General features: G+C 56.8%; 8 protein-coding genes. 7 read left to right on the top strand and 1 reads right to left on the bottom strand.

The features are described from left to right. Positions 1-70 precede the first annotated feature (70 nt). The 6 genes from ACR0AZ_RS19405 (at position 71) to ACR0AZ_RS19380 (ending at position 7,904) form a co-directional block, all read left to right on the top strand. A complete protein-coding gene (locus ACR0AZ_RS19405) occupies positions 71-421 on the top strand; it encodes a hypothetical protein (protein ID WP_480668090.1) in 351 nt (116 codons plus the stop codon). A gap of 113 nt (positions 422-534) precedes the next feature. Continuing rightward, positions 535-1,503, top strand: a complete 969-nt coding sequence (locus tag ACR0AZ_RS19400; RefSeq protein WP_480471262.1) for a carbon-nitrogen hydrolase family protein — start codon at positions 535-537, stop codon at positions 1,501-1,503. Between the two features lie 42 nt (positions 1,504-1,545). After that, on the top strand, positions 1,546-4,278 hold the full coding sequence (locus ACR0AZ_RS19395; RefSeq protein WP_480471261.1) for an aminotransferase class I/II-fold pyridoxal phosphate-dependent enzyme: 2,733 nt from the start codon (positions 1,546-1,548) through the stop codon (positions 4,276-4,278). 22 nt (positions 4,279-4,300) lie between these two features. Then, a complete protein-coding gene (locus ACR0AZ_RS19390) occupies positions 4,301-5,749 on the top strand; it encodes a biotin carboxylase (protein ID WP_480471260.1) in 1,449 nt (482 codons plus the stop codon). A gap of 8 nt (positions 5,750-5,757) precedes the next feature. Then, complete coding sequence (locus ACR0AZ_RS19385; RefSeq protein ID WP_480471259.1) at positions 5,758-6,747, top strand: C45 family autoproteolytic acyltransferase/hydolase; 990 nt, start codon at positions 5,758-5,760, stop codon at positions 6,745-6,747. 101 nt (positions 6,748-6,848) lie between these two features. Then, complete coding sequence (locus ACR0AZ_RS19380) at positions 6,849-7,904, top strand: glycosyltransferase family 2 protein (protein WP_480471258.1); 1,056 nt, start codon at positions 6,849-6,851, stop codon at positions 7,902-7,904. Here the strand turns inward: ACR0AZ_RS19380 and ACR0AZ_RS19375 are convergent. Further along, on the bottom strand, positions 7,901-11,080 hold the full coding sequence (locus ACR0AZ_RS19375; RefSeq protein ID WP_480471257.1) for a glycosyltransferase family 2 protein: 3,180 nt from the start codon (positions 11,078-11,080) through the stop codon (positions 7,901-7,903). The two genes, ACR0AZ_RS19380 and ACR0AZ_RS19375, sit on opposite strands and share 4 nt — an antisense overlap. Positions 11,081-11,414: 334 nt before the next feature. Here ACR0AZ_RS19375 and ACR0AZ_RS19370 point away from each other — a divergent pair, with 334 nt between their 5' ends. Further along, a complete protein-coding gene (locus tag ACR0AZ_RS19370) occupies positions 11,415-12,449 on the top strand; it encodes a GSCFA domain-containing protein (RefSeq protein WP_480485001.1) in 1,035 nt (344 codons plus the stop codon). The last annotated feature ends 4 nt before the right edge of the window (positions 12,450-12,453 follow it).

The raw sequence follows: 12,453 nt of genomic DNA, 5'->3' as shown, positions 1-12,453 counted from the left end.
TCCTGACAGAGGTTGAACAACCGAAGGGTCGTGAGGTACCGGAATGGGTGTGTTCTTTAACAGGCTAATCATGAACGACGCACCCCTTCCCACTTTCACGATCCGCCAGAACGATCTGGCCATCCTCGCCGCCGAGAACCGGATCGGAGATTATCCGGTCGCCGTACGCACCGCCCGAGAGGTGGTTAGCGGCGGCTTTGCCAACCAGTCGGCGCATCCCAATACCTGGACAGTCTATTTTCTGGTCGACGGCCAATGGGCGCTGGTTGAATCCACGCGCGGGCTGCGGCGGGAATGGTCCAGCCTGGACCGGTTGGAAAAATGGCTGCGCAGCTGCGGCTTCCGGTTCTTCTGGGTGCGCAACGATATCGACTTTGTAGAAACGCTCGGCGACGAGCTTACCGAGGAAGAGGCCGGATAGATCAACTGCCTGCGGATAGTGGGCTTGCGCTAACATACGGTTTTATGTTCCGATGAAGAACGCCTGGTCACAGCGGCGGTCGCAATCGGCAAGAAAATGAGAAGAAACGAAAAATGACCCCTTTTGCGATAACCGGAATCCAGATGCATGTCGGTGCGCTGCACTCGAATGTCGAGGCGATGCTGCATCGGATCGATGTGATGATGGCGCGGTTTCCCTGGACTCAGATGGCCTTGTTCAGCGAGCTGGCCCCCTATGGCCCGCTTGACCGTTTCGCCCAGCCCTTTCCCAATGATGACCTGTCGCGTTTTCAGGATGCGGCTCGGCGTTATGGCATTTGGCTGATCCCCGGCTCGATGTTTGAAAAGCGCGAGGACGGGCGGGTTTTCAACACCTCGGTTGTGATTAACCCGGATGGTGAGATCGTCTCGAAATACTCCAAGATGTTCCCGTTCAAGCCATATGAACAGAACATCGCATCGGGCACTGATTTCTGCATCTTTGACGTGCCGGATGTGGGTCGGTTTGGCCTTTCGATCTGCTATGATATCTGGTTCCCCGAAACCACCCGCCATCTGACCAGCCAAGGGGTCGAGGTGCTGCTGCACCCGGTTCTGACCGGCACCACCGATCGTGAAGCAGAGCTGTCGATCGCCAAGGCCACCGCGGCGCAGTTCCAATGCTACGTGTTTGACGTGAACGGTTTGGCCGCTGGTGGCGTTGGCCGCTCGCTGGTCGTTGACCCTTCGGCCACCGTTCTGCACCAGTCTGCGGGGCAAGAGGATATCTTCCCGATTGAGATCGATCTGGACCAGGTTCGCCGCCAGCGCGAGGTCGGGCTGAAAGGCCTGGGTCAGGTTCTCAAAAGCTTCCGTGACCGCGAGGCGGATTTCCCGGTCTATGATCGCACCAGTGGGGCGGATGCCTATCTGCACACGTTGGGCCCGCTGCGCATTCCGCAAAAAGGCGACGCTGCCGGTGTTGCCGCATCCGACCCCAGAACGGCACTGGGATATAGCGAAGACGCTGCGACCAAGCCCGATAATCTTTATCTCTACAAAGGGCGCTCTGGCACAGACTGATCCCGAGGCAGCTCTTCGGTATCGGTAGAAAGGACAAACTTCATGCACGGCATTTCCGACAGCGAAAAGCTCCACACCATCTCGGACTACTACAGCGCCTCACAGCTGAGGGCAGACCGATGGAGCGCGCTGCGGGAAACGGCCGAGTCGCTGGACCAGGGCGGAAGCGAAAAGGATCGAGATCGCGCACGGCAGTTGCTGCAGGCATTGGCCCCGATCGAGGTGTATTTCGCTTTCCCTGGGGGGTCGGCCTTCGACTATCTGCGCCGACTGCTGGATCATGGCAATTTTTCCGATTTCTCGACTGCCGTGCGGCGGGTGTCGCGGGCGCTCACCTCGGGGGCTTATCGCCGCCGTTCTATCCCTCTGATCGCGGATGAAACCGAAGGTGATGAGTTCGAGGATGAAGCGGCCCAAAGCCATGAGGCCCGCGCGCTGGGGCGGCCCTATTTCGAGGTGATGATCGTCGACAATGTCAACGAACATCAGGAACGGTTCCTGCAATCCAGCCTGCAACGGATGCGCCGCAGCGAAGACCCGTTCATTTATGAAACCGTCATAGTCCCCAGTGTCGAGGATGCCCTGATCGGGGTTCTATTCAATCAGAATGTACAGGCGGTCATTGTTCGCCCGGGCCTTAGCCTGAAGTCCAAGAACGAAACCAATGTTTTGGGCCGCTATATCAGCCTCTATGGCGAGGGCGCCGATCTAGATGCGCTGTCCCCCTCGGAATACGGCCCTGAAACCTGCCGCAGGATCGGCATGCTGCGCCCCGAGCTGGACGCTTATCTAATCACCGACCGTTCGGCGGAAGATATTGCCGGTCTCGATCTGGGCCTGTGCCGGCGGGTGTTCTACAATCAGGAAGACTTTCTGGAATTGCACTTGAACATCCTGCGCGGAGTGCAGCGGCGCTATAAGACGCCGTTCTTCACGGCGCTCAAGGAATACTCGAAACAACCCACTGGCGTGTTCCATGCCATGCCGATCAGTCGGGGCAAATCGATCAGCCGCAGCCATTGGATTCAGGACATGGGGGCGTTCTACGGATCGAATATCTTCATGGCCGAAACCTCAGCCACCTCGGGCGGGCTGGATTCGCTGCTGGAACCGCGTGGCCCGATCAAAGAGGCGCAAGAAGCTGCCGCCCGTGCATTCGGCTCTAAACAGACGTTTTTCGCCACCAATGGTACGTCGACCTGTAACAAGATCGTCGTTCAAGCTCTGGTCCGACCCGGCGACATCGTTCTGGTCGACCGCGACTGCCACAAATCCCACCATTACGGCATGGTACTGGCGGGGGCGAGCGTGGTCTATATGGACAGCTATCCACTACACGATTACTCGATGTACGGCGCGGTGCCGATCCGTGAAATCAAGCACAAGCTGTTGGCTTTGAAGGCCGAGGGTAAGCTGGATCAGGTCCGTATGGTGCTGCTGACGAACTGCACCTTCGACGGCATTGTCTATAACGTGCAGCGGGTGATGCAGGAATGTTTGGCGATCAAGAAAGACCTTGTGTTCCTGTGGGATGAGGCATGGTTCGGCTATGCCCGTTTTGCCCCGAATACGCGTGTGCGCACGGCGATGCGCTCGGCCAACCTGCTGCGCGAGCGGTTCCGCACCCCGGAACATGCCGAGGCTTATGCGGCGCAGCAGGTTGAACTGGAAGGCGCGGATGACGAAACCCTGCTGAACACCCGCCTGATCGCGCCGCCGGATGCGCGGGTGCGGGTCTATGCCACGCAATCAACGCACAAGACGCTGACCGCGCTACGGCAGGGCTCGATGATCCACGTCAACGACCAGCAGTTCAAAGGTGCGGTCGAAGAGGCCTTTCACGAGGCTTACATGACCCACACCTCGACCTCGCCCAACTACCAGATCATCGCCTCACTGGATGTAGGTCGCAGGCAGGTCGAGATCGAGGGCTATGAATTCGTTCAGCGACAAGTCGAAAGCGCGATGGCAATCCGCCGGGCGGTGACGACCCATCCGCTGCTCAGGAAGTATTTCAAGTTGGTCACAGCGGGCGACATGATCCCCGAGGAATATCGCGAAAGCGGCATGACCAGCTATTTCGACCCCGATCAGGGCTGGGCTGATGTCTGGGATTGTTGGGCAAAGGACGAATTCGTTCTGGATGCCACCCGCATCACGCTGCATGTGGGCGCGACCGGCTGGGATGGCGATACGTTCAAGACCAAGATCTTGATGGACAAGTACGGCATCCAGATCAACAAGACCTCGCGCAATACCGTGTTGTTCATGACCAATATCGGCACCACGCGCAGTTCGGTTGCTTATCTGATCGAGGTGCTAGTCGAGATCGCCAAGGAACTGGACGATCTGATGGACGACGCGTCCAAGATGGAAAAACGAGCCTTTGAGAAGCGCGTCAGAAACCTGAGCGAACACGTCCCGCCGCTGCCCGATTTCAGCCGGTTCCACGATGCGTTCCGTTGTGAAAAAGGCACCGAGGCGGGGGATATCCGTACCGCCTTCTTCCTGTCTTATGACGAAGATAACTGCGACTACGTCGAGCCAGACAAAGAGATGCTTGAGCGGCTGGAGGCCGGAGAGGAGATGGTCTCGGCGACCTTCGTGATCCCGTACCCGCCGGGCTTTCCCATTCTGGTGCCGGGGCAGGTGATCAGCCCCGAAATCCTCAAATTCATGCAGGAACTGGACGTTTCGGAAATCCATGGATTCCGCGCCGATCTGGGCCTGCGCATCTTTACAGAAGACGCTTTGAAATCAGTCAAGAACCCCTAAGGGGTCAGGGAGGACAACAATCATGCCAAAGAAGGTGCTAAAGAACATCTCGGAAATCCGTCGGTATTTCCACACCAACAAGGACCCGATCTATTTTGTATCGGCGACCAATTTCAACCTGTTGGGGCTGGATGAATGGGTGATGAACTTCACCTATATCTGCTACATGGATTGCTTTGACGGGCGACATCCGAACGTGTTCGTGCCTTCTGAAATGCCGCATGATGAGTTCCAGTCCATCGAAGACATCAACAACTATCTACTGCAGCACAAAGAAGTCATCGATCTGGTCAAGCGGCGCGGTGGTAAACCCAAGTTTGTCTTCCTGATGTTTGATGAAACGACCGAGAAGCTGGTCAAGGAACTGGGCGGGCAACTGTGGTTCCCCAAGGCCAAGCTGCGCACCAAATGCGACAACAAGATCGAAACGGTCCGCATTGGCAACAAGGCAGGTGTTCCTTCCGTGCCTAATACCCTGAGTGTGGTCAAAAGCTACGATCACCTGCAGAAAATCTGCGACAAGGCCGGGCTGGGCCATGATCTGGTTCTGCAATCGGCCTTTGGTGACAGCGGCCATACGACGTTCTTCATCAAGTCCGAGGCCGATTTCAACAAGCACAAAGATGAAATCGTCGGCGAAGGCGAGATCAAGATCATGAAGCGGATCGACTGTCGCGGGGCGGCGATCGAGGCCTGTGCAACCTCGGAAGGCACCATTGTGGGCCCGCTGATGACCGAGCTTGTGGGTTTCAACGAACTCACCCCCTATCGCGGCGGCTGGTGCGGGAACGAGATCTTCTCGACCGCTTTTCCTCCGAAAGCCAGAGAACAGGCGCGGCAGCTGACCTTCCAGTTCGGGGAAGAGCTGCGCAAATCCGGCTATCGCGGATATTTCGAACTCGACTTTCTGATCGATAAAAAAACTGATGAGTTATGGTTGGGTGAGTTGAACCCGCGCATCACCGGCGCCAGTTCGATGACCAACCACGCGGCCTTTGCCCATGCGGACGCGCCGCTGTTCCTGTTCCACCTGTTGGAATTCTCAAAGAAGCCATTCGAGCTGGATGTCGAAGAGCTAAACGCGCGCTGGGCTGACCCTGACATGATCGACAGCTGGTCGCAGATGGTGATCAAACACACCGATGACAGTGTCGACCGCATCACGCAGGCGCCGCAATCGGGCATCTACAAGATGCTTGAGGATGGCCGCGTTGTATTTGACCGCTTCGACTATCACCGCCGCGCTGTGGGTGAGAATGAGGCGTTCTTCTTGCGCATCTCGAATGTCGGCGATTATCGCTATGAAGGCGCTGATCTGGGTATTCTGGTGACGCGCGGCCGGTCGATGACCAAAGGCTTCAAGCTGACGGACAATTCGAAGAAATGGATCCATGGCATCACCTCGGCCTATACGGCTGAGCCCCTGCCTGCTGCGCAACCGATGCAAGACCCCGCGTTCAAGATCATGTAGAAAGCCCCATGGCGCTTGTTTTTCGCTCAATCGACGAGGAACAGCCCGGTCCCAAGCTGGCCGGGCTGTTTGCCGAATACTGGCCCGCCTATCGCGATTGGTGGGCGCAAGAGGGGTATTCGGCCCGTCCCACCTATCGCGAATGCCTGCGCGCCTTGCAAAAGCACATGCCCGAGCTCCTGCCGCTCTATGAAGAGGTGGTCGAACTGGTCGGAGGCAGCGATAGCCAGGCGCGGTTTCTCAGCTTCTACTGCCCGCCGAAATACCTGTCGGGCTGCAGTCAGGCGATCTGGCGTGGCAAGACCCCGTTTCTGGTGCGCAACTATGACTACCATCCGAAGACGTTTGATGCGGCACTGCTGAAAACCCACTGGGGCGGGCGCGGGATCATCGGGATGAGTGACGGTGTTCTGGGCCTGCTCGATGGGATCAACGATGCGGGTCTGACCGTCTCGCTTACCTTCGGCGGGCGGCGCGAGGTGGGGGACGGGTTCGGTGTTCCGCTGATCCTGCGCTATGTGCTGCAAACCTGCGAAACCACGGCTGAAGCGGTCGACTGCCTGTGCCGCATCCCCTGTCACATGAGCTATAACGTCACCGTATTGGATGCGAAACATAACCACAGCACAGTTTACCTTGCCCCGGACCGGCATCCGCAGATTTCGGATGTGCCGGTGGCGACGAACCATCAGGGTCAGGTTGAATGGTCCAAACACGCGCGGTTTACAGCGACGGTCGAACGCGAACGCTTTCTTCTGAACCGGCTGAACCAGCACCGGGAAAGCGAAAAGCGTTTTATCGATGCCTTCCTGCGCCCGCCGCTTTATTCCACCGCGTTCAAATCCGGGTTCGGAACGCTTTACACAGCCGTCTACCGACCCGCAAAAAAGCAACTGCAACTGCTTTGGCCCGGGGCATCGTGGGATTTGTCTTTCGATGAATTCTCGGAAGGTGAGTTCAGCCTGTTGCTGCCCGATGAGGCCGAGGCCGCGTATTGACGTGCCCGCTGGCCGAATGATCAGGATTATGCGATCCTTGTTTCTGAGCGTCCAAAACCTTGATTTCTGGCGATCTTAACTTGTTGAACGGGATATGACCCATGCGCTGCCTGATCGTGACCACCATGCGCAACGAAGGCCCGTTCATTCTGGAATGGATTGCTTATCATCGGGCCATCGGCGTTACGGATTTCCTGATCTTCAGCAATGATTGCGAGGACGGAACCGATGAGATTCTGGATCGGTTGCATGCGCTGAAAATCGTCTACCACAAGCCCAACCCGCGCAAAGGCAAGAAAACGGTGCAGTGGCAGGCCCTGAGCCGCGCATCGAACCACCGGCTGGTCGAGCAGGCCGATTGGATATTGGTATCGGATGTGGATGAGTTCCTGTGCATTCACGAAGGCAGCGGCCAGATCGCCGATCTGATTGCGGCGCGGCCCGATGCGGATGGGTTTGCTGTACCGTGGCGGATGTTCGGGCATAATCAGCAAGTTGCCTTTCAGGATCAGCCGATGACGCGCCTCTTCACTCGCGCGGCCCCTGCAACATTGCTATGGCCATGGCGTGCGGTGCAGTTCAAGACACTGTTCCTTGCTGATCAGCGGCTGGACCGGCTGGGCGTGCACAGGCCCCGGTTAAAGGACGGTGCGGAATTCAACATGGTTGATGGCAATGGTGATCCGGCCCCTGCCATACCCGGCACGGTCATTCCCAGCGTCGCGCCGAGATATGGGTTGGCGCAGTTGAACCACTACGCTCTGGGCTCGGTCGAGAACTATCTGGTCAAGGCCGAACGGGGTCGCCCCAATCACAGCGAAGACCCGATTGATCTGGCCTATTGGATCGACCGCGATTTCAATCAGATCGAAGATGCCACGATCCTGCGCCACGCCGATGCGATTGCCGACGGCGTGGCCGAGCTGCGCGCCGACCCTGAACTGGATCAATTGCATACCCGATCCGTCGCGTGGCGGCACCAACGCATCAAAACGCTGATGCAGGATTCAGATATGTTCTACACGCACGCGCGCCTCTGTCAGATCGGCCCGACGCGCGTTCTGCCGATGACCGCACAGCGTCGCATGTGGAGCCAGCTCATGTCGATCCGCCGGGCGATCCACGCCGAGAAACAGGCGCGTGAGCAGGACGGCTAATCGGCCACCTCAGCTTCGGTGCGCTCGGGCATGAAAATCGCGTCAGGTTGGTCAGGCGCGGAAATCTTTTCGTAGAGGCGTGCATATTCAGGCAGGGCCTTCAATTCGGCCACCTTACGTTTGTGCGTCTCGACAGCTGACTTGTGCAGCGCCGCGATCTCGGCATCGGCCATAATCCGATACAGTTCTTCGCGGGCACGTGGCACATGCTGTTGAATTCGGGCGTCACGTTCACTGTTATAGTTCCGGCGGTCCCAGTAATACCCGCCCATATCTTCATCGACATGGTTCACCCGCCCCCGATCACGCTTGACCAGATAGCTGTCGGCAGATCGCAAAGTGTAGTGGTTCAGCGTGACGAGATCATAACCCAGCGACCGTTTGGTTGACCGCCAGCTGTTTGATGCATGCACCTGTTCCGGCATTTCCAGACCAGATCCATTAACCCACCGTATCTCAGACAGCCGATCTTCGTCCGGGCTCAGCGGCCTGTGAACGCCGAGCTTGGCATAGGGCGCAGATTTGTGGACCATTGTCTTGAAGCCCCAGCCCATGCGCGGCTTAGGGATGAATTGAGGCGCGCAGCGGTCGAAGGTTTCGATGACCCACTTGTCTTCGAAATCGGTAACGTCCGCATTCCCGAACAGCTTCCATGTCATCGAGATCAGGTTCGGTTCATTCATCGCCGCGAACAGCTCGGGCATGGTACCATCACCCACATGGATGTTTATGAACTCGTCACAATCCATGCACATGTACCAATCCGCATCCGAGATCAGAGGATGGGTGATCGCATGGTTCAGCGCTCCGCGTTGCGGTTTTTGCCCTTTGTCTGACTTGAATGGATTGTCCAGTCGCGTCACATATCCCAGCGCCTGCAAGCGGTCCAGCAGCTCAACCGTCTCATCGGTACAGCCATTGGTATAAATCAGAAAATCCGTCACCCCGATCGAGCGATGATAGGCGACCCATTCCAGTAGAAAAGGTGCCTCATTCCGCATTGTTGTTACAAGCGTGATCTTATCGCGTGAGAGGGGGGGGACGGGTTTGAGGGGCGAGAATAGTGTTTCGACACGTTTCTTGATGCTCTCATAAGCTTCTTGCGCGTCGTCTCCCAGTAGGATGGGATGACCCGAGGCTTGCAGAACTTCAGCTTGCGGTTCCGGTTCTTCGGGTGGTGTCGGTTGGGGCTGATCGCTGACAAAGGGCTCACCTGTCAGCGCGGTATGGGAAAGTGGTGCAAAACCTGGCTGAACGTCGTCCGATACACTGTGGGACAGGATGTCCTGAGACAGGATCTGGTAGAGCTGGTTGTATTCAGGCAGGTCCTTCAGAGCGTTGATCCGCGCGCGATGCCAGTTGCAGCTTGCCTCATGCAATTCTGCCAATCGTTGGTCCGCGAGCAGGTCGTCACGTACAGGCTTGGATTTCTCGAAATGTGACCGGATAGAGGTGTCCTGTTCGTCATTGCGGTTGTGGATATTCCAATACCCGATGCCCTGTTCGCGGTTGATGTGATTGGTGCGGCCGCGGTCGCGTTTGACCAGATAGCTGTCCAGCGACCGGATCGAGTAATGGTTCAGCGTTACCAGATCGTAGCCCCAGCTTTCCAGCGACGACCGCCAGCCCTTTTCGTGATAACGGTCGGGCATCTGTCGGCCCGATCCGTTGACCCAATGGGGCATGGTCTCTGTCACCGGCTCCAATGGTCGGTGGATGCCGAATTTCGAATAGCTCGACGGTCTGCGCGCGAAGGTTTTGAAGCCCCAGTTGTGATGGGGCACGCGCACTTTCTGCGGGGCGCAGCGGTCAAACTGGAGCGGCACAGGGTTATCAGCGAAATCGACAACACCGGAACAACCGAAGAACCGCCAGGTCATTGCGATAAGTTCAGGATTTCCAGTGGCGTTCATGAGGGATCGCAAGGTGCCCTCGGGCGTGTGGATGTTGATATATTCATCCACGTCAAAGACCATGTAAGCATCTGCCGCCTGAATCACCGGATGATCCTGCGCCAGTGCCAGCGCCACGCGCTGCGGCCGTTCGCCTTTGTCTATGCGTGCTGGGTTGTCGACGCGAGTGACCAGCCCGCGTTCAGCAAGACAGTCAAGAATCTCATCTGTGCCGTCCGAGCAGTCGTTGGTGTAGATCAGGAAATGGGTAAATCCCAGCCACAGATGATAAGCGACCCAATCCAGAATATAGGGTCCCTCGTTCTTCATGGTTGTCACCCCAACAACCGATTTCAGGGGTGCAGTATCGCTGACCGCGGGTGTGGCCGCCGCATATTGCTTGCCGTCGATCTCTTCCCGAAACACCTTGGCGAAGGCGCTATTGGGATCGGGGTTTGGATAATCCCGCAATGGAGCATTCAGCGGGTTGATCTTGTGCTTGATTAGCAATTGCCCCAGCAGACCGGTCGGATCGGGTACACCCTTGTAATGCTCGGCCAGAAACTTGCGCATTCGCCGACCGTACAGATGCACCGAATAGGTATTGTCGGTGACGTAATCGCTGATCCGGTTGTTGGGCTTTACGATCTTGCGACGGTCTTTGAATGTGTAGGGATAGAGCCCCTCCTGCGGGAAGGCATAGCGATCTTCGCCGGTCTTGTGCAGGAAGTGCGAGACCGCATGCGGCCCCCAGACACCCCATGGCTGTTCGCCAGCGTGAACCGGGTTGCCAGCGGCTTTCTTCTCTTCCAGTTCCTTGACGTATTTCTCGCCATACCAAGTCGGGATGGCAAATTCGTCCGAGCAATGATCCAGCAGCAGACGCAGTGCTTCGCTATCGCGGGGCAGGCCTAATACACCACCATTGATGTGCTTCTTGCTTTCCCAGCCAAAGAAATGGCCGGTCTCGGTAACGAAGGGTTTGCGGCAATAGGCGTCCGTGTCGGCCCAGATCATTCGGTCGGCGTCACGCAGCATGTGGTATCGGAACAGATCGGAATGCAGCGCAGGCGAGCCGGTGCGTTCGTGTACCAGAAACCCGGTTTCAGGCAGGACATCGGCGGCATCGCGAAACTCGACCCCGTTCGGCACGCGATCGACATCCTCGTAGGTGTAAAGGATGGTATGGTGCCCCGCATCGAGGAAAGACTGAACGCAGAGCTGCTCGAGAAAGCTCAGCGAACCGCGCATCCACAGCATGCCGATTTGGTGAAGGTCTGTCATGTTATGCTCTGCAACCTCGCCTGAGCCGTCAGGGGACCCCGTCGACCTGTTTTTCGCAACTCTATTGGATCAGGTGGGGTGCGTCCAGCAAGCCTCAGCGAAAAGGCGGGCAACAAAACATCGCTAGAATTCAGATGGTGTTGTGGATAGATGTAGCTGCAACAAGGCGCAGCTTTCCGCCAACAATAAGCGCCAGGGCAACTGACTTGAGGGCGATATGGCAAGATCGAACCGTGCGCGTCACTTCAACTTTCAACGCACGACGAAAAATACACCTGAATTCAGAACCTGGTTTCGGGGTGAGCACACGAATGCCAACCCGAATGTAGCGCGCATGATTCCAGCGGATGCAGTTGGAAAATACGTGCTGAAAGGCTGGACCCCGAAAGAACCGTTCATCACCCCCGACACACAGATTACAGCCTTTGGCAGCTGTTTTGCGGCGAATATCTCGGAATGGCTGTCGCGTCGGAACTATCGTGTTCTCAACAAGGAAGAAGATGCCAAAGATGCCTATGTCGTGACCTGTGGCGAAGGCATGGTGAATTCTTTCGTGATCCGCCAGCAATTCGAGTGGGCATGGGAAAACAAGGTTTTCGAAGGAGAGCTCTGGCATGGCTACAAGGCCGAATCCTATGGTTATGACCCTGAGGTGCAGGCGGAAACCAAACGTATATTTGACGAAACCGATGTGTTCATCCTGACCTTCGGATTATCAGAGATCTGGTATGATGAGGTCACTGGGAACGTGTTCTGGCGCACCATTCCCAAAGATGTTTATGACCCATCGCGGCACAAGTTTCGCGTGTCGACGGTCGAAGAAAACAAAGATAACCTGCGTGCTATCTACCATCTGATCCGAAAACATCGGCCGGATGCCAAGATACTGTTTACCCTGTCTCCGATCCCGCTGATCGCGACGTTCCGGGATAACTCATGCCTGACGTCGAACTCCGTCTCGAAAAGTGTTCTGCGCGTGGCTCTGGACGAAGTGGTCCGTGAGTTCCAAGACGAAGGCGTTCTGCACTATTGGCCGTCCTATGAGATCGTCACAGATGTCTTCAAGCTGCCCTATGTTGCGGATCGAAGGCATCCGAAACAAGCACCTCTGAAGTTCATCATGACGCTGTTTGAACATACCTGGTGCGTGGACGGAGACACTCCCAAACCGTCGATTTTGCAAGCTTGGGCGCAGGCCGGTGCCGAAGCTGAGCTGTTTCCGCCCGCCATGTCGCGCTGCATTCTGGCCAAACGCTGGAGCAGGTTACAGACCCTGATCGAAAAGGACGAATTCGACAACGATCCCGCTATCAATACGGCGCTTTCGAAGCTTGCGCAGGAACTGGTCGATGCTTCGAACAAGAACTGAGGTC

The sequence above is a fragment of the Ruegeria sp. BE3 genome, from assembly GCF_056538865.1.
Note: the sequence above shows the minus strand (reverse complement) of the source record. Positions and strands in the feature narration are given on the sequence as shown.

Coding starts and splice junctions, on each gene's coding strand:
- ACR0AZ_RS19405 (WP_480668090.1), top strand. CDS start 71: ATGAACGACGCACCCCTTCCCACTTTCACGATCCGCCAGAACGATCTG.
- ACR0AZ_RS19390 (WP_480471260.1), top strand. CDS start 4,301: ATGCCAAAGAAGGTGCTAAAGAACATCTCGGAAATCCGTCGGTATTTC.
- ACR0AZ_RS19385 (WP_480471259.1), top strand. CDS start 5,758: ATGGCGCTTGTTTTTCGCTCAATCGACGAGGAACAGCCCGGTCCCAAG.
- ACR0AZ_RS19380 (WP_480471258.1), top strand. CDS start 6,849: ATGCGCTGCCTGATCGTGACCACCATGCGCAACGAAGGCCCGTTCATT.
- ACR0AZ_RS19395 (WP_480471261.1), top strand. CDS start 1,546: ATGCACGGCATTTCCGACAGCGAAAAGCTCCACACCATCTCGGACTAC.
- ACR0AZ_RS19400 (WP_480471262.1), top strand. CDS start 535: ATGACCCCTTTTGCGATAACCGGAATCCAGATGCATGTCGGTGCGCTG.
- ACR0AZ_RS19370 (WP_480485001.1), top strand. CDS start 11,415: ATGATTCCAGCGGATGCAGTTGGAAAATACGTGCTGAAAGGCTGGACC.
- ACR0AZ_RS19375 (WP_480471257.1), bottom strand. CDS start 11,080: ATGACAGACCTTCACCAAATCGGCATGCTGTGGATGCGCGGTTCGCTG.